This is a genomic window from Microbacterium sp. NPDC090225, assembly GCF_044772365.1.
Classification (GTDB): Bacteria; Actinomycetota; Actinomycetes; order Actinomycetales; family Microbacteriaceae; genus Microbacterium.
On sequence record NZ_JBIVYS010000002.1, the window covers coordinates 531,206 to 548,759 of the forward strand.

The following is a 17,554-nucleotide window of genomic DNA, read 5'->3' on the forward strand; positions in this document are numbered from 1 at the left end:
CACAGGAAAATGGCAAGAGTCAAGCGGGCGGTAAACGCCCACAAGAAGCGCCGGGTCATCCTCGAGCGCGCCTCCGGTTACCGCGGCCAGCGTTCGCGCCTCTACCGGAAGGCCAAGGAGCAGGTCATCCACTCCCTGGTCTACTCGTACCGGGACCGTCGCAAGCGCAAGGGTGACTTCCGCCGCCTCTGGATCCAGCGCATCAACGCTGCGGCACGCCAGAACGGCATCACGTACAACCGCTTCATCCAGGGCCTCGGTCTCGCGGGTGTGACGGTCGACCGTCGTATGCTCGCCGACCTCGCGGTCAACGATGCAGCGACGTTCACGACGCTCGTCGAGACGGCGAAGAAGGCTCTGCCCTCCGACGTCAACGCTCCGAAGTCGGCTGCATAAGCAGCGATCTCTTCAGAAGGCGCTCTCCTCCGGGAGGGCGCCTTCTGTGTTCTCCGGGTGCGGTGTCCGCGCCGAGCGCACGGCGAGGTCGATCGATGCGGTCGCGATGACGGCGCAGAGGTAGACGACCAGGTCCCGGGGGTCGAATCCCGACCCCAGCACGAGGCGGGACGGAGGGAAGACCTCGGCCAGCGCACGGGGGATGCCGGTGAGCTGCGCGAACTCGATGGCGGCGCAGAAGAAGGTCGCGGATGCCCCGACCGCACCGATGCGCGCTCGGGGGAAGCAAAAGACGAGGATTCCGTAGACGAGCACGGCGTACAGCGCGTCCCCGGCGATGTCCCCGGCCGGTCCCTCCACGGTGCCGTGGACGAGGAAACCCGCTCCGATCACGACCGCCGCCGACGCGGCAGCAGCCGCGCGGCGATTCCGCTCCGGCCGGGACGATGCGATCACGGGCGCCACGTCCGCACCCTACCGAGCGAACCTGGAACTGCGCCCGCGTCAATGGCTCGGCGCGAGGGAGGTGTTCCCTAGACTGTGATCGTGCTGGAGAACCCCCGCTCCCCCCGAGTCCGAGCCGTCGCCAAGCTGACGAAGAGAAGCGCGCGCACCGAGACCGGGCTTTTCCTCCTCGAGGGGCCGCAGGCCGTTCGGGAGGCGTTGACCTATCGGCCCGAGGCGTTCGTCGAACTCTTCGCCACCCCGGCCGGGTGGGAGAGGCATCCCGACATCCGCGCCCAGGCGATGGATGCCGGCATCGATGTCGAGCACGTCACGGAGTACGTGCTGAACGCGATGGCCGACACGGTCACCCCGCAGGGGCTGGTCGCGGTGGTCCGGCAGACGCCGACGTCGGTGCGCGACGTGTTCGCAGCATCCCCTCGGCTGGTCGCCATCTGCCAGGAAGTGCGCGATCCCGGCAATCTCGGAACGATCATCCGTGCCGCGGATGCTGCGGGAGCGGATGCCGTCGTCCTCACCGGACGCACGGTCGACCCGTACAACCCCAAGGTCGTGCGTGCGACGACGGGTTCCCTGTTCCACCTCCCGGTCTCCGTCGGCGGTGACCTCGACGATGTCATCACCCGCGCTCACGAAGCGGGTCTGCGCATTCTCGCCGCGGATGTGAAGGGCGACGACCTCCTCTCCGCGCGTGCCGAGGGAGTGCTCGCCGAGCCGACCGGATGGCTCTTCGGGAACGAGGCGCGAGGTCTGGAGGACGATGCCCTGGAGCTGGCCGACCGCGTTCTGCGTCTGCCGATCTTCGGGAAGGCGGAGTCGCTGAACCTGGCGACCGCGGCGAGCGTCTGCCTGTACGAGAGCGCGTTCGCGCAGCGCGCCGCGGCGGTCGGCTGATACTTTTGCACCTGCCCGTCCGTCGTCGTCGACGGAGAGAGGAGGGGAGCGCATGCGAATACTGATCGTGGAAGACGACGATCGCGTCGCCGCGGCGCTCGACGCCTTCCTCGCCCGTTCGGGATACGCGACCGTGCGGGCATCCGACGGCGCAGCGGCGATGGATCTCCTGGGCGCCGACACCGAGGTCGTCCTCCTCGACCTCGGTCTGCCCGATGTCGACGGCATCGATCTGTGCCGCCGTATCCGTGGCCGGTCCGACGTGCCGATCGTCGTCGTGACGGCGCGCAGCCAGGTCACCGAGCGCATCAAAGGACTGCGCGCCGGCGCCGACGACTTCGTGGTCAAGCCGTATGACGTGCACGAGCTCCTCGCCCGGATCGAAGCGGTGACGCGGCGTTCGCGTGCCGTTCGCCCGGAGTCGGACGGTGTGGTGGCGATCCATGGCGGTGCGGTCGCGATCGATCTCGTGGCGCGGCAGCTCCGAGTCGACGACGAGGTGATCGAACTCACGCCGAAGGAGTTCGACATCGTCGCCGTGCTCGCCCGATACCCCGGGGTGGCGGTCCCGAAGGATCGACTCATCCGCGAGGTCTGGAACACCGACTGGCGGGGCTTCGGTCATTCTCTCGAGGTGCACGTCGGCGCCATCCGCAAGAAGACGGGTTCGCGCCGGGTCATCGAGACGGTGCGCGGTGTCGGGTACCGGATCGTGGGGTCGTAGCCGGTGCGCAAGCGACTGGTGATCGTCTTCCTGGTGCCCCTGGTCGCGATTCTGCTCTCCCTGGGCGGCGCGACCGGATGGAGCGCCGCGCGCAGTATCCAGCAGGCTGTCTACACCGAGCAGATCGGTGACCTCGGCTACTTCGCGACGACCGCACGACAGGCGCTCCGCTCGGATGCGGCCGGGGTTTTCGAGGGAGAGGCCCGCAGATTCCAAGAGGTGTACGGCATCGAGATCGCCGTCTACGACCTCACCGGGTCCGTCTGGGCGGCGAGCGAACCGGACCCGGAGGTGCTCTCCGAGGACGAGGCCGAGCAGGTGAGACTCGCGCTCTCCGGCCGCCGCGCCGAGGCGCCGGAAGCGTTCTTCCCGTGGATCATCTCGGACGCCACGATGGTCGAGCCGGTGTTCGACGACGGCGATGTGATCGGCGCGGTGATGATCTCGGCCGAGGTCGATGCTCCGCGTACGGCGATCCTGCAGCAACTGCTGATCCTGATCGGGATCGCGCTCGTCTCGATCTCTCTGGGTGTTCTCCTGGTGTTCCAGCTCGCCCGATGGGTGCTCTCGCCCGTGCGGCGGCTCGACGATGCGATGGTGGCGATCGAGCACGGCGAGATGGATGCGCGGGTCGCGGAGGACACCGGCCCGCCCGAGCTGAGGCGGATGACGAGGGTCTTCAACGGCATGGCCGAGGAGATCGAGCGCAGCCTCGCCCGTCAGCAGGAGTTCGCGCTGAACGCCTCCCACGAGCTCCGCAATCCGCTCAACGCCCTGCTGCTGCGCGTCGAGCACCTGGCGACGGGACTCGACGACGACTGGAAGGACGACATCGCGGAGACGCGCGAGGAGGGGCGTCGGATGACGCGGATCCTCGAGACGATGCTGAATCTCGCCCGCAGCGGTCGCGCCGATTCGATGTTCTCCGCGGTCGACCTCACCACGTTGGTCGAACGCCGCAGCGATGCCTGGCGCGAGGTGGCCGGGCCCCGTGGCATCCGCTTCCGGCGCACGGGGGAGGGGATCGTCATGTGCGTGACCGATCGCACGATCGTCGAGAGCGCGCTCGACGCGGTGATCGACAATGCGGTGAAGTTCTCGCCGACGGGCTCGGTGATCGAACTGGGAGTGGAGGACGACGGCGAACGTCGTCGTCTGACCGTGCGTGATCACGGACCCGGCCTCGCCGGAGATCAGGTGGAGTACGCCACCGACAGATTCTGGCGCAGCGCCGACAGCGACGACACCCCCGGCACCGGGCTCGGACTGGCGATCGCCACCGACCTGCTCGCGTCGATCGGCGGTGAGCTGGTCGTGTCGTCACCGGACGGTGGCGGCCTCCTGGTGTCGCTCGTGCTCGAGAACGGGGGATTCGAATGACCCGGGATCGGATGCTCCGGCTGGTGCGCAGTGTCGCGGCAGCGATCTGCGCAATGGTCGTGGTCGTGGGCGCGAGCGGATGCAGTGCGCGCGCGGCCGAGTGGGCGGCGGGAACGACCGTGATCGCCGGTGGAGGCACGACCGGTGTGTACTTCGACTACGGCGGGCACCTCGCGGACGAACTCGCGGCGACGCTCGGCATCTCGGCGGAGGTGACGGAGACGGACGGCTCCGTCGACAACCTGCGCCGGGTGGCGTCCGGTGAGGCGTTGCTCGGATTCGCGCAGGGCGATGCCGCGGCGGACGCCGTGGCCGGGCGCGGTGCCTTCGACGCGCCGCTCCCGATCCGGGCGGCCGCGCGCCTGTACGACGAGTACGTGCATGTCGTGGTGCGTGCGGACTCCGACATCGACGCCATCACGGATCTCGCCGGGAGGACGGTGTCGTTGGGTGCCGTCGGATCGGGCGTCAACGTGATCGCCACCCGCATCCTCGACGCCGCCCGCGTGGATGACGGGGCGGTGAGCAATCCGCAGCTCGATCTGCGCGAATCGATCGCCGCGCTCGAGAGCGGCGAGATCGACGGATTCTTCTGGGTCGGAGGATTGCCGACGCCGGGCATCGAGAACCTCTCGGGTTCGCTGCCGTTGCGGTTGCTGCCGATCGAGCAGGACTGGGTGAACGACATCAACGCGCGGTACTCGGATGCCTATCGCCCCTCGGACTTCCCCGCGGGCGCCTATGGGATCGCCCGATCGGTGCCGACGATGGCCGTTCCGAACTACCTGATCGTGGCGACAGCGACTCCGGATGCGGTCGTGCGAGACGTGCTGACCGTGCTCTTCGACGCGCGTTCACGGATGGCGGAGGACGTGCCAGCGGCGGCGCTTCTGAGTCGCCGTCAGGCGATCTTCACCGTGCCGGTGGAACTGCATCCCGGGGCCGTGGATTTCTATCGCGACCAGCGCGGATGACACCGCCACGGCCCTCGGCGGCCGCTGCGTAACGCCCTTGTTACGACCCTCAAGAAATCCTCAAGAAGTCTGACAGCGCTCGGGTGCTCTGAGATCGTGAGGTCGGTCGCGCACCGTTCGACGATGAACGCGGATGCCCGTGGGGACGGGTGGCGCGAAGACTGAACCCACCGGGGCCGACCCCCGATCGAGCACTGCCGACGACCTGGCGAGTTTGGAGAAATGATGACCACTGGTGAAGCCCTTGTCGTGGTCGACAACGTGCAGAAGCACTACGGCGAGTTCCAGGCGCTGACCGATATCGACCTCACCGTGAACGCCGGCGAGGTCGTCGTCGTGATCGGCCCGTCCGGCTCGGGCAAGTCGACGCTGTGCCGCACCATCAACCGCCTCGAGACGATCACCAGCGGGTCGATCAGCATCGACGGCAAGGCGCTGCCCGCCGAAGGACGCGGCCTCGCCGAACTTCGCGCCGACGTCGGCATGGTCTTCCAGTCGTTCAACCTGTTCGCCCACCTGACGATCCTCGAGAACGTCACCCTCGGCCCGATCAAGGTGCGCGGTCTCAAGAAGGCCGACGCCGAGCGCGAGGCGATGGAACTGCTCGAGCGCGTGGGCGTCGCCAAGCAGGCGTCCAAGCTCCCGGCCCAGCTCTCGGGCGGGCAGCAGCAGCGCGTCGCGATCGCGCGAGCGCTGGCGATGCATCCGAAGGTCATGCTCTTCGACGAGCCGACCAGCGCGCTCGACCCCGAGATGATCAACGAGGTGCTCGACGTCATGGTCGAGCTGGCCCACGAGGGCATGACGATGATCGTCGTCACCCACGAGATGGGCTTCGCCCGCAAGGCGGCCGACCGCGTGGTCTTCATGGCCGACGGTCGGATCGTCGAAGAGGCCACGCCCGAAGAGTTCTTCACCCATCCGAAGAGCGATCGTGCCAAGGACTTCCTCTCGAAGCTCCTCACGCACTGATCACCCCAGACCCTGCACCCACAGCACACGAAGGAGACGCACATGCGACGCACACGGACACTGGCAGGTATCGGAATCGCGGCGGTGGCGCTGCTCGCGCTGACCGCCTGCAACAGCGGAACCCCGTCGAGCACGGGTACCGGCGGTGGCGACGACGGCGGCGACGCCTCGAGCAGCACGCCGTGGACGGTGGCGACAGACGTCAGCCTCGAGGGCAGCCCGACGTTCGACCGGATCTCGTCCAGCGGGACGATCAAGGTCGGCGTCAAGGAGGACCAGCCCGGTCTCGGCTACCTCGACCCCGTGACGGGTGAGCGCACCGGTTTCGACGTCGACATCGCACGCTGGATGGCCGCATCCCTCGGGGTCGACCCCGAGAATATCGAGTTCCAGGCGATCGCCTCGGCGAACCGCGAGCAGGCGATCGTGAACGGTGACATCGACTACTACGTCGGCACCTACTCCATCACCGACAAGCGCAAGGAGCAGATCTCCTTCGCCGGCCCGTACTTCGTGACGGGCCAGGGCCTCCTCGTCGGCGCCGACAGCGACATCCAGAGCGTCGACGACCTCGACTCGTCGACGACGGTGTGTTCGGCCACGGGCTCCACGCCCATCCAGAACATCAACACCAACTACCCCGAGGTGCCCACCAAGGAGTACGACACGTACTCCAAGTGCGTCGAGGACCTCAAGAACGGTCAGGTGGATGCCGTCACGACCGACGAGGCGATCCTCATCGGCTACGCGGCTCAGGACCCCGACAACCTTAAGGTCGTCGGTGAGCCCTTCAGCGAGGAGCGTTACGGCATCGGTGTGGCGAAGGACGACACGGCACTCGTCGAGTACTTCAACACGCAGCTGACCGACGGCGGCGACGTCTGGGAGCAGATCTTCGAGAACAACCTCGGAGCCTCCGGGGTCAAGGCGACCCAGCCCGAGGTCGACCCGATCAGCTGATCCGAGCGGGGCGGCCGAGATCCTCGGCCGCCCCGTCCATCGGCAGAGCGTCGCCAATTCGAATCGACAGGAGCACCAGTGGGAGTCATCACCGACCACCTCGATCTCTGGGGGGAAGCGCTGTGGGGAACGATCGCGCTGTTCCTGGGTGGAGGTCTCATCGCGATCGTCCTCGGACTGATCGTCGGAGCGGCCAGAGTGTCCCCGGTCCCGATCGCACGCGCCGTCGGCGGCGTGTACGTGAACTGGATCCGCAACACCCCGTTGACCCTGGTCATGTTCTTCTTCGCGTTCTGCCTGCCGATCCTCCTCGGCGAGCGGGTCAACTCCCTGCTGCTCGCCGTCATCGCCCTCGGCCTCTACACGGCCACGTACGTCGCGGAGGCGCTGCGCGCCGGCATCAACACCGTGCCTGTCGGGCAGGCTGAGGCCGCCCGGGCCATCGGTCTCAACTTCGGTCAGGTCATGCGCTACGTCGTCCTGCCGCAGGCGACACGATCCGTCGTCCCCCCGATGATGAGCGTGCTCATCGCCCTCATGAAGAACACGACCGTCGCGGCGGGCTTCTCCGTCGTCAACCTGGGAACGATCCGGGCCGCCCTCAGCGAGCGCGGCGAGAGCGCCCTGGTCGTGCTGCTCTGGGTCATGGTCATCTTCGTCGTGCTGGTGCTGCTGCTCGCCTGGGTCCAGCGAGTGCTCGAGAACAAGTGGAGGATCTCGCGATGAGTTCCGTTCTTTTCGACGTCCCCGGTCCCCGCGCCATCGCGCGCAACAGGCTCATCGGAGTCGCGACCGTCCTCGTGGTGCTCGCCGTGCTCGGCTGGGTCGTGTGGCGGCTCTTCGCCACCGGGCAGTTCTCGGCGGAGAAGTGGAACATCTTCTCCTTCTCCGCGGTCTGGATCCGCTTCGGCGAGGGGCTGCTCAGCACGCTCGCCGCTTTCGCCGCCGCCGGCGTCGGCTCGCTCGTCCTCGGCTTCGTGCTGGGCATCGGGCGTCTCTCGGAGCACGCCTGGGTCCGCGAGCCGGTCCGGTGGATCATCGAGGTGCTGCGCGCGGTCCCCGTGCTCGTGCTCATGATGCTGCTGTACTACGGTCTCCCCGTCGTCGGCATCAAGATGTCGCCCTACTTCGCGGTCGTGATCGCGCTCATCGTCTACAACGGCTCGGTGCTCGCCGAAGTTCTGCGCGCCGGCGTCGAATCGCTGCCGCGCGGGCAGGCCGAGGCCGGATACGCGATCGGACTCCGTAAGAGCGGAGTGATGTGGTTCATCCTCCTGCCGCAGGCCGTTCGCGCCATGATGCCCGTGATCATCGCGCAGCTCGTCGTCGCGCTGAAGGACACGGCGCTCGGGTTCATCATCACGTACCAGGAGCTGCTGTACGTCGTCAACCAGATCGGCAACCAGGCGCCCTACGGCTCCCCGCTCATCCCGGCGGCGATCGTCGGCGGCTCCATGTACGTCGCCGTCTGCCTGGTGCTCTCCTACATCGCGTACCGCCTCCAGCGTCGCACCAAGCGTTCGCCCAAGGCGGGAGATGCGGCACCGGATCCGCGTCAGCACGCCGGTGAGACGAACACCGAGCTGATCACGCTGCAGCGCGGGACCGACATCGGGCGAAGCGCGACCCCCGGAGCATGACGGCGGCGGGATCGTCCGATCCCGCCACCCCGCGCCGGTAGACTCGTCTCTCGTGTCCGAGACTCCAGAAATCACCCCGGAAGCGGTCGAAGCAGCCGTCGCTGCAGCCCTGGCAGCGATCAACGCAGCGACCGACACCGCCGAGCTCAAGGCGGCTCGCGCCGCCCACGTGGCCGACGGTTCGCCCCTCGCCGTCCTGAACGCCTCGATGCGTCAGGTCGCCCCCGAGAACAAGGCCGCGTTCGGCAAGCTCGTCGGCCAGGGACGCGGTCAGGTCACCCAGGCGCTGGCCGCCAAGGAGGCCGAACTCGCCGCCGCGGAGGTCGCCGCGCGCCTCGAGGCCGAGCGCATCGACATCACGGCGGTGCCGTCGCGCACGCGCGTCGGTGCCCGGCATCCGCTCTCCCTGCTCCAGGACCAGGTCTGCGACATCTTCGTGGGCATGGGATGGGAGATCGCGGAGGGTCCCGAACTCGAGCACGAGTGGTTCAACTTCGACGCGCTCAACTTCGACGTCGACCACCCCGCCCGCCAGGAGCAGGACACGTTCTACGTCGACCCCGCCTCGCGACACCTCGTCATGCGCACGCACACGAGTCCCGTCCAGGTGCGCTCGATGCTCGACCGCGAGGTGCCGATCTACGTGCTCTGCCCCGGGCGCGTCTACCGAACCGACGAGTTCGATGCGACGCACCTGCCGGTGTTCACCCAGTTCGAGGGTCTCGTGATCGACAAGGGCATCACGATGGCGCACCTCAAGGGCACGCTCGACCACTTCGCGAAGCAGCTGTTCGGTCCCGAGGCCAAGATGCGCTTCCGCACCAACTACTTCCCCTTCACCGAGCCCTCCGCCGAGCTCGATCTGTGGCACCCCACTTTCAAGGGCGGCGCGCGCTGGATCGAGTGGGGCGGCTGCGGCATGGTCAACCCGAACGTGCTGCGTGCGGCCGGGATCGATCCCGAGGTGTACAGCGGCTTCGCGTTCGGCATGGGCATCGAGCGGGGACTCATGTTCCGCAGTGATGTGCAGGACATGCGAGACATGGCCGAGGGCGATGTCCGATTCAGCGAGCAGTACGGGATGGTGGTGTGATGCGCGTCCCGCTTTCGTGGTTGCGTGAGTACGTCGATGTGGCAGCGGATGCGTCCCCCGAGGACGTCCTCGCGGCGCTGGTGACGGTCGGCTTCGAAGAGGAGGACGTGCACCGCTTCGACATCACCGGTCCCGTCGTCGTCGGACAGGTCGTCTCGCTCGAGGGCGAACCGCAGTCCAACGGCAAGACCATCAACTGGTGCCAGGTCGATGTCGGCGAGGCGAACGGTGGTGTGCGCGGCATCGTCTGCGGCGCCCACAACTTCGTCGTCGGCGACAAGGTGATCGTGACGCTCCCGGGTGCGGTGCTGCCCGGCCCGTTCCCGATCGCGGCCCGCAAGACCTACGGGCATGTGTCGGACGGCATGATCGCCTCGGCGCGGGAGCTCGGGCTCGGTGACGAGCACAACGGCATCCTCGTTCTGTCCGACCTGGGGATCGACGCCGCGGTCGGTACCGACGCGATCGCCCTCCTCGGGCTCGACGATGTCGCGGTCGAGATCAACGTCACGCCCGACCGCGGGTACGCCTTCTCCCTGCGCGGCGTGGCCCGCGAGTACTCGCACGCGACGGGCGCGGAGTTCCGCGACCCGGCCGAGCGGGACTTCGCCGAGCTGCAGCCGGGCACCGGCCACCTCGCGATCGTCGACGATGAGGCGCCGGTGCGCGGGCGCGTGGGCGCGAGCGAGTTCGTGACCCGGGTCGTCCGCGGGGTCGACCCGTCCCGCCCGACGCCTCCCTGGATGATCGCGCGGCTCTCGCTCGCGGGCATGCGCTCGCTCGGCGTGCTGATCGACATCACGAACTACGTCATGCTCGAACTCGGCCAGCCGCTGCACGGCTACGACCTCGACAAGCTCACGGGGGGCATCACGGTGCGCCGCGCTCGGGCCGGCGAGAAGATGACGACCCTCGACGGTCAGGAGCGCACGCTCCATGTCGAGGATCTGCTCATCACCGATGAATCGGGGCCCATCGGCCTCGCCGGCGTCATGGGCGGCGGTACGACCGAGATGAGCGACACGACGACCGACGTCCTCATCGAGGCCGCGTCGTTCGATCCCACGACGATCGCGCGCACCGCCCGCCGGCACAAGCTGCCCAGCGAGGCCTCCAAGCGCTTCGAGCGCGGCGTCGACCCGCTCATCCCGTTCGTCGCGGCTCGCCGTGCTGCCGACCTCATGGTCGAGCTGGCCGGCGGCACGCTCACCGACGAGGGAGGAGCGCTCTTCGCCGAGGTCTTCGTCGCCGAGATCGACCTGCCCGCGGGATTCGTCGAGGGCCTGATCGGCGTCGACTATACCGAGGCCGAGATCACCGGCGCCCTCACCACGATCGGTGCGGAGGTGACCGCTGCCGACGACGGGTGGACCGTCATCCCTCCGACCTGGCGTCCCGATCTGACCGACAAGTGGACGCTCGCCGAAGAGGTCGCCCGTATTCACGGCCTCGATCGCATCCCCTCGGTGCTTCCCACGCCGCCGTCGGGCCGCGGACTCACCGCGCACCAGCAGGGCCGCCGCCGGGTGGCGAACGCCCTGGCGGCCGCGGGGTTCGTCGAGACCCCCGCCTTCCCGTTCACGACCGAGGCGCAGAACGACCTCCACGGATCGGCGACGGGGGAGCACCTCCCCAGCATCCGCCTGGCGAACCCGCTCGACGGCCAGGTGCCGTTCCTGCGACGGTCGCTGGTGCCGGGGCTGCTCCAGACGGCGCACCGCAACATCTCGCGCGGACTCACCGATCTCGCGATCTTCGACACGGGTGCGGTGTTCCTGCCCGAAGCCGGGGTGACCTACGGAACCGACGACGTTCCGCCGCTGGGGGAGCGCCCCTCGGAGGAGACCCTCGCCGAGCTGAATGCGTCGATCCCGCCGCAGAACCGTTTCCTCGCCGCGCTCCTGACCGGTAACGCGACTCCGCGCCAGCCGGGGCGTCCGGCCGAGGCGACCGGGCTCTCGGATGCTCTCGACGCCGTGCGCGTGATCGCGACTGCTGCGGGCGTCGAGATCGACGTCGTGCAGAGCACGCGCACCGCGCTCCACCCGGGGCGCACGGGCGACCTGCGCGTCGCGGATCAGGTCGTCGGCTACGTCGGCGAGCTCCACCCCGCTGTCACCGCGGATGCGGATCTTCCCGGGCGCGCGACCGTGCTCGAGGTCGATCTCGATCTCGTGCTCTCCCTCGCGGGCGAGCGCATCGTCGCCGCATCGCTCTCGACATTCCCTGCCGCGACGCAGGACGTCTCGCTCGCTGTGCCCGCGGAGGTGCCGGCCGCGGATGTCGAGGCGGCACTCGCCGAGGGTGCGGGTGCGCTCCTCGAATCGGTGCGCCTGGTCGACGACTACCGCGGCGAGGGCGTCCCTGCAGGCTCGAAGAGCCTGAGCTTCGCCCTGCGCTTCCGTGCCGACGATCGCACGCTCACGGCCGCCGAAGCCAGCGAGGCCAAGCTCGCGGGCGTCGCCGTCGCCTCCGAGCGATTCGGGGCGGCTCTCCGCGACTGAGCCCGTTTGCTCGTTCCTGTCGGCACTGGCCGTCGCGCAGCGTTCCCGCTAGCGCGACGGCCAGTGCCAGCTCGGGCGCTCGAGCGGCAGCTGATCGCGCACGCGGGTGCCGTACCCGTTCGACTCGAGCTCGACGACCGTTCCGCCCGCCTCGGTCAGCGCGCGGCGGAGGGGTGCGGAGTGCGTGACGACGATCACCTGCGTCTGGGACGCGGCACGAGCGAGCAGTGAGCCGAGCGGGTCGATGAGGCTCTCGTGGAGGCTCGACTCGGGCTCGTTGACGACGAGGAGGGGCGGCGGATCGGCGGGCAGCAGGGCCGCGCACCACAGCAGGTAGCGCAGAGTGCCGTCGGAGAGCTCGGCGGCATCGAGCGGCCGCAGGAGACCGGGTTGCCGCAGTTGCAGCCGGAACGAGCCGTCGGCGACGGAGATCTGCACGCGCGACCCCGGGAAGGCGCGGTCGACTGCCTCATCGAGCGGAGCGCCGCGTCCCGCTTCCGTCGTCGTCGCCCACACGGCGGCGAGGTCGGAGCCGTCGTCGCTCAGCCAGCGCGTGCGCGTTCCGATCTGCGGCAGTCGCGCGGGGGCGGAGGCGTCGGTGCGGAAGTGGTCGTAGAAGCGCCAACTGGCGATCCGGGCGCGCAGGGATGCCGTCTCCCAGCGGGCGGTGCCGTCGACGAGGTCGAGCAGCACGCTCTGCCCGGGTCCCATCGGCTGGTCCACCGATTCCCAACCGTCGTCGCCGCGCACCCGCACGCCCCCGCGCTGACGATCGACGAACAGTGTGCCCGGCCGGGCGAACGGACCGGTGAACAGCTGCTCGCGTTTGATCTCCGGATCGCGCGTGAAGAGGCTGCGTGCATCGGTCTGCGGCAGGCCCAGATCGATCAGGTATCCGACCTCGTCAGCGGCGATGCCGAGGCGCACCGAGATCGGTCGGGAGCGCCGTGTGCCCTGAGCGTCCTCACCCTGCGGAGTCTCGGGACCCGCCCACAGCACGCTGTCGAGTCCCCCCTCCCGTGCCACGGCGGCGACAGCGCGGCCGTGGCCGGTCGCGGCGAGCAGGCGCAGCGCGCGGTAGAGGTTCGACTTCCCCGTGCCGTTCGCCCCCGTGATCACCGTCAGCGGCTCGAGAGGCACGACGACGTCGACGAGCGAGCGGTATCCGGAGACGGCGAGGGTCGTGAGCATGGCCCCATCGTGTCAGGCGCATCCGACACTCTGCTCTGAGCGGAGGCGCTTCCATCGGCGCGCCGATACTGGTGTGCTGGTGTCATGACGAAGGCCTTGATCCTCGGCGGCACCGGATGGTTGTCGAGCCGGATCACCCGCCGCCTCCTCGACGAGGGCGCCGCCGTGACCTGCCTCGCGCGCGGAGCCCGCCCGGTTCCTCGCGGCGCGATCCTCGTGGTCGGGGACCGAACCGGTGCCGATCCGTACGCGGCGCTCGACGGCGAATGGGACCTCGTCGTCGACGTCTCGTCCTCGGCGCTCCAGGTCGCCCGGGCCGTCGACGAGCTCGGAGACCGCGCCGCCCGCTGGACCTTCGTGTCGTCTGTCTCGGTGTACGCCGAAGACGAGACGGTGGGCGGCGACGAGACTGCGCCGCGGCATCCGTCCTCCCGCGCGGAGGAGGCCGAATACGGCGCGCAGAAGGCGGCTGCGGAGGACGCCGTCGCCGAGTTGGGCGACCGTGCGCTGATCGTGCGACCAGGACTGATCGTGGGCGAGGGCGATCCGAGCGACCGCTTCGGCTACTGGGCGGCGGCGTTCGCACGGGCGGGGGAGCGGCCGGTGCTGGTGCCGCCCCTGTCCGGCCGTGACGCGCAGGTCATCGACGTCGACGACCTCGCCGCGTACGTCGTCTCGTCCCGAGCCGCGGGCGCGGTGAATGCGATCGGCGACAGCATCCCGCTCGCCGAGATGCTCGACGTCGTGTGCCGGGCCGCTGGGCACACCGCCGGGGTGCGCGAGGCGAGTGAGGAGTGGTTGCGTGCGCGGAACGTGGAGTACTGGATGGGCGACCGTTCACTGCCCCTCTGGCTGCCGACCGGCATGACCGGGTTCATGACCCGCCGCAACGAGAGGTTCCTCGCGACGGGAGGCGCGCTGAGCCCGCTCGAGGCGACGGTCGCGCGGGTCGTGGCCGACGAACGCGCGCGCGGGGTGAATCGTCCACGCCGCGCCGGGCTGAGCCGCGCGGAAGAGGAGGAACTCCTCGCCGATCTCGGCGGCCGATCGCGGTCGCTTCGCTAGACTCTGGGGCGAGTGACACGGGGTGCCGCATCCGCGGCTGAGATCACACCCGTCGAACCTGATCTAGTTCGTACTAGCGAAGGGATGTCGCAATGAGCGATCTTCTGCGTCCATCGTCCGCCCCCTCGACCGCGCAGAGCGCGGCCGAACTGCTCGAGACGCTGCGTGCGGCTCCGCCCTTGACCCACTGCATCACCAATGCGGTCGTCACCGGATTCACCGCCAACGTGCTGCTCGCGATCGGGGCCGCACCGGCGATGGTCGACATCGTGGGCGAGTCGGGGATGTTCGCGGGCGTGGCCTCCGGATTGCTCGTGAACCTCGGCACCCCGACCCCGGAACAGCGCGCGGCGAGCCTCGAAGCCGCCGACGCGGCGACGCGCTCCGGCACTCCCTGGGTGCTCGACCCGGTCGCGATCGGTGCGCTCCCCGTGCGCACCTCTCTGGCGGGTGAACTCGCCGCCCTTCGACCGACGGCGATCCGGGGCAACGCGTCGGAGATCCTCGCGCTGGCGGGGATGAGCGCGGGCGGGCGCGGGGTCGATTCCACCGACAGCACCGAGGCGGCGCGCGATGCGGCCCGGCACCTCGCCCAGCGCCACGGCAGCATCGTCGCCGTCTCGGGCGCCGTCGATCTGCTGACCGACGGCGAGCGGATCGTGCGGCTGTCGAACGGCGATGCACTGCTGACGCGCGTGACCGGGGGAGGGTGCGCGCTCGGTGCGGTGATGGCGGCGTTCCTCGGCGCCGCGCGTGCGACCGGTGCCGGATCGCTCGACGCCATCGCCGCAGCCTCGCTCGTGTACACGATCGCCGCGGAGGATGCGGCGGCCGCGGCGGCGGGCCCGGGCAGCTTCGCCGTCGCTCTGCTGGACGCGCTCGCTGCCATCGAGCCGGCCGACGTCATCGTTCGTGCGCGCGTCGAGGAGGAGACGCGATGATCGCGGACCTCTCCCTCTACCTCGTGACGGATGCCGCGCTGTGCGGTGCACGCGGGGTCGTCGAGACCGTGCGGCTCGCGGTCGATGGCGGTGTGCGCATCGTCCAGCTCCGGGAGAAGGCCGCCGAGCACTCCGCAGTCGTCGCCAGTCTGGTCGAGTTGTCCCGCGTGATCGATGGGCGCGCGCTCCTCGTGGTGAACGACCGTCTCGAGGCGGTGCTCGATGCTCGTGCGCGGGGTGCCCGTGTGGACGGCGTGCATCTCGGCCAGGGCGATGAATCGGTGCTTCACGCGCGTGCGGTGCTCGGACCCGACGCGCTGATCGGGCTGACGGCGAACAGCGAGGCCCATCTCGAGGCGGTCCATGCACTGCCCGAGGGCACGGTCGACTACCTCGGGGTGGGAGTCATCCGCCCGACGGACACCAAACCCGACCACCCACCCGCTCTCGGCATCGAGGGATTCCGGGCGTTCGCCCGCTCGACCGCCCTTCCCTGCGTCGCGATCGGCGGCGTCGGCATCGACGACACCGAGGATCTGCAGTCCGCCGGCGCCGCCGGCCTCGCCGTCGTCTCCGCGCTCTGCGCCTCTCCGGATCCGCGTGCCGCGGCCGCTGAGTTCCGTGCGCGGTGGCGACGGGGCGCCGTGCCGAGGGTGCTGAGCATCGCGGGCAGCGATCCCTCCGGCGGTGCCGGGATCCAGGCCGATCTCAAGTCGATCGCGGCGAACGGAGGGTACGGGATGGCGGCGATCGCCGCGCTCACCGTGCAGAACACGCGCGGCGTGCGCGACGTGCACGTGCCGGACGCGGCGTTCCTCGCGGCGCAGTTGGAGGCGCTGTCGGACGACATCGTGATCGATGCCGTGAAGATCGGCATGCTCGCGAACGTCGAAGCCGTGCAGGCCGTGAGCGCGTGGCTCGACCGCGTGCGTCCGCCGATCGTCGTGCTCGATCCGGTCATGGTGGCGACGAGCGGGGATCGGCTGCTCGATGCGGATGCCGAGGATGCTCTGAACTCGCTGCTGCACCGCGCGCACCTCGTCACCCCGAACCTCGCAGAGCTCGCCGTCCTCACCCGCCGGGAGATCGATGGATGGCCCGCAGCGCTCGCCGCAGCCGAGGCCCTGTCCATCGAGTGCGGCACGGCGGTGCTGGTGAAGGGCGGACACCTTCCCGGCGATCAGGCACCCGACGCGATCATCGACGTGCCGCGCGGCGTACGCGAGGAGTTCGGCGGCGATCGCATCGCGACCGTGAACACCCACGGCACCGGATGTTCGCTGTCCTCCGCCCTCGCGACTCGACTCGCCCGCGGTGACGACCTCACCGAGGCGGTGCGCGGTGCGCGGAGTTGGTTGCGCGAGTCGCTGCGGCAGAGCGATGCGCTGCAGGTCGGCGGCGGGCGCGGTCCGGTGCACCATCTCGCGGGTCTCTGGGCGCGGGGCGGATTGAGAACGCGCCCGCTCCCGGAGGAGATCGCCGACAACTGGTGGCAGGGCATCGGCGGGATCCGGGCGGGAATCGATGGGCTCCCGTTCGTCCGCGGGCTCGCCGACGGTTCCCTCCCTCGCGAGGACTTCCTCTTCTACCTCGCGCAGGACGCGCTGTATCTCCGTGACTACGCGCGTGTCCTCGCCGACGCCGCCCGCCTCGCGCCCACCCCTGTCGAGCAGGCGTTCTGGGCGGAGTCGGCCCGAGGGGCGATCCTGGGCGAGCTCGAACTGCACGCGTCCTGGTTGACGCCGGCGCAGGGGGTGGCGGCGGAGACCTTCGCCACGGAGGCCTCGCCGACGACCACCGCCTACCTCGATCACCTGCGCTCCGTGGCTTTCGGCGGCGACTATCCCGAGCTGATCGCGGCCGTACTGCCGTGCTTCTGGCTCTACACCGACCTGGGCGAACGTCTGCATGCGGGGGAGTTCGGGGAGCACGCTCGTGATCCGGAGCATCCGTACGCCACGTGGCTGGCGACGTACGCCGATCCCGCGTTCGCCGCGGCGACCGCCCGAGCGGTCGCGTTCGTCACGCGGGCGGCGGCCGCGGCCGATGACGACACCCGTCTGCGCATGCGGCGCGCATTCGAGCTCTCCAGTGCCCACGAGCAGGCGTTCTTCCGCGCCCCGAGCGAGCGAGGCGACGCTCGGTGACGTGACGGATTTGCGGATGCCGTCGAGGGCGCGCTATCGTCACGGCATGCCTTCGGCCGCTTCCGCTGTCACGACGCTCGTCCCGAGCGTCGCTCCGGTGCGCCGACGCCGCGACCGCCGACGCTAGGCGACCCCGCGCTCCTGCCTGCCGATCCCGGCGGACGATGGTCGAGCACCGGTGTCGCCGCCCCGGTCCCCGACAGCCCCG

16 protein-coding genes and 1 riboswitch are annotated in these 17,554 nt (G+C 69.6%); of the genes, 14 read left to right on the forward strand and 2 right to left on the reverse strand.

Going from position 1 to position 17,554, the window contains the following annotated elements; all coding sequences use genetic code 11:
- The first annotated feature begins 9 nt into the window (after positions 1-9).
- The gene (gene rplT / locus ACIQTT_RS16480) at positions 10-396 is read left to right on the forward strand and encodes a 50S ribosomal protein L20 (RefSeq protein ID WP_045252681.1); all 387 of its coding nucleotides are present in this window, start codon (positions 10-12) and stop codon (positions 394-396) included.
- Positions 397-408: 12 nt separating this feature from the next.
- Here rplT and ACIQTT_RS16485 read toward each other — a convergent pair whose 3' ends face one another.
- Positions 409-861 (reverse strand): DUF2809 domain-containing protein, encoded by a 453-nt coding sequence (locus ACIQTT_RS16485; protein WP_402792499.1) that lies wholly within the window; start codon positions 859-861, stop codon positions 409-411.
- 81 nt (positions 862-942) lie between these two features.
- Between ACIQTT_RS16485 and ACIQTT_RS16490 the strand changes: the two genes are divergently transcribed.
- The 10 genes from ACIQTT_RS16490 (at position 943) to pheT (ending at position 12,002) form a co-directional block, all read left to right on the forward strand.
- Positions 943-1,755: a TrmH family RNA methyltransferase gene (locus ACIQTT_RS16490; RefSeq protein WP_402792502.1), complete on the forward strand. Its 813-nt coding sequence runs from the start codon at positions 943-945 to the stop codon at positions 1,753-1,755.
- Positions 1,756-1,807: 52 nt separating this feature from the next.
- A complete protein-coding gene (locus tag ACIQTT_RS16495; protein WP_402792505.1) occupies positions 1,808-2,479 on the forward strand; it encodes a response regulator transcription factor in 672 nt (223 codons plus the stop codon).
- 3 nt (positions 2,480-2,482) lie between these two features.
- A complete protein-coding gene (locus ACIQTT_RS16500) occupies positions 2,483-3,859 on the forward strand; it encodes a sensor histidine kinase (protein WP_402792508.1) in 1,377 nt (458 codons plus the stop codon).
- The gene (locus ACIQTT_RS16505; protein ID WP_402792511.1) at positions 3,856-4,833 is read left to right on the forward strand and encodes a TAXI family TRAP transporter solute-binding subunit; all 978 of its coding nucleotides are present in this window, start codon (positions 3,856-3,858) and stop codon (positions 4,831-4,833) included. Before ACIQTT_RS16500 ends, ACIQTT_RS16505 begins: the two co-directional genes overlap by 4 nt.
- Positions 4,834-5,058: 225 nt before the next feature.
- Positions 5,059-5,805 (forward strand): amino acid ABC transporter ATP-binding protein, encoded by a 747-nt coding sequence (locus tag ACIQTT_RS16510; protein WP_402792514.1) that lies wholly within the window; start codon positions 5,059-5,061, stop codon positions 5,803-5,805.
- A gap of 42 nt (positions 5,806-5,847) precedes the next feature.
- On the forward strand, positions 5,848-6,765 hold the full coding sequence (locus tag ACIQTT_RS16515; RefSeq protein ID WP_402792517.1) for a glutamate ABC transporter substrate-binding protein: 918 nt from the start codon (positions 5,848-5,850) through the stop codon (positions 6,763-6,765).
- Between the two features lie 78 nt (positions 6,766-6,843).
- Positions 6,844-7,491 (forward strand): amino acid ABC transporter permease, encoded by a 648-nt coding sequence (locus ACIQTT_RS16520; protein ID WP_247625348.1) that lies wholly within the window; start codon positions 6,844-6,846, stop codon positions 7,489-7,491.
- On the forward strand, positions 7,488-8,405 hold the full coding sequence (locus tag ACIQTT_RS16525; protein ID WP_402792520.1) for an amino acid ABC transporter permease: 918 nt from the start codon (positions 7,488-7,490) through the stop codon (positions 8,403-8,405). Before ACIQTT_RS16520 ends, ACIQTT_RS16525 begins: the two co-directional genes overlap by 4 nt.
- 52 nt (positions 8,406-8,457) lie before the next feature.
- A complete protein-coding gene (gene pheS / locus ACIQTT_RS16530; RefSeq protein WP_247625350.1) occupies positions 8,458-9,498 on the forward strand; it encodes a phenylalanine--tRNA ligase subunit alpha in 1,041 nt (346 codons plus the stop codon).
- Positions 9,498-12,002 carry a phenylalanine--tRNA ligase subunit beta gene (pheT, locus tag ACIQTT_RS16535; RefSeq protein WP_402792525.1) on the forward strand — a complete coding sequence of 835 codons (2,505 nt, stop codon included), beginning with the start codon at positions 9,498-9,500 and terminating at the stop codon, positions 12,000-12,002. The genes pheS and pheT overlap by 1 nt, the downstream gene beginning before the upstream one ends.
- A gap of 48 nt (positions 12,003-12,050) precedes the next feature.
- Here pheT and ACIQTT_RS16540 read toward each other — a convergent pair whose 3' ends face one another.
- On the reverse strand, positions 12,051-13,193 hold the full coding sequence (locus ACIQTT_RS16540) for an AAA family ATPase (protein WP_402792528.1): 1,143 nt from the start codon (positions 13,191-13,193) through the stop codon (positions 12,051-12,053).
- An 84-nt stretch (positions 13,194-13,277) separates the two neighbouring features.
- Between ACIQTT_RS16540 and ACIQTT_RS16545 the strand changes: the two genes are divergently transcribed.
- From ACIQTT_RS16545 to ACIQTT_RS16555, 3 genes are all read left to right on the forward strand, one after another.
- On the forward strand, positions 13,278-14,258 hold the full coding sequence (locus ACIQTT_RS16545; RefSeq protein WP_402792531.1) for an NAD-dependent epimerase/dehydratase family protein: 981 nt from the start codon (positions 13,278-13,280) through the stop codon (positions 14,256-14,258).
- Between the two features lie 8 nt (positions 14,259-14,266).
- Positions 14,267-14,360, forward strand: a riboswitch (TPP riboswitch).
- Positions 14,351-15,199 (forward strand): hydroxyethylthiazole kinase, encoded by an 849-nt coding sequence (gene thiM, locus ACIQTT_RS16550; protein WP_402792533.1) that lies wholly within the window; start codon positions 14,351-14,353, stop codon positions 15,197-15,199. (Overlaps the previous riboswitch by 10 nt.)
- A complete protein-coding gene (locus ACIQTT_RS16555; RefSeq protein WP_402792536.1) occupies positions 15,196-17,346 on the forward strand; it encodes a bifunctional hydroxymethylpyrimidine kinase/phosphomethylpyrimidine kinase in 2,151 nt (716 codons plus the stop codon). The genes thiM and ACIQTT_RS16555 overlap by 4 nt, the downstream gene beginning before the upstream one ends.
- Positions 17,347-17,554 lie beyond the last annotated feature (208 nt).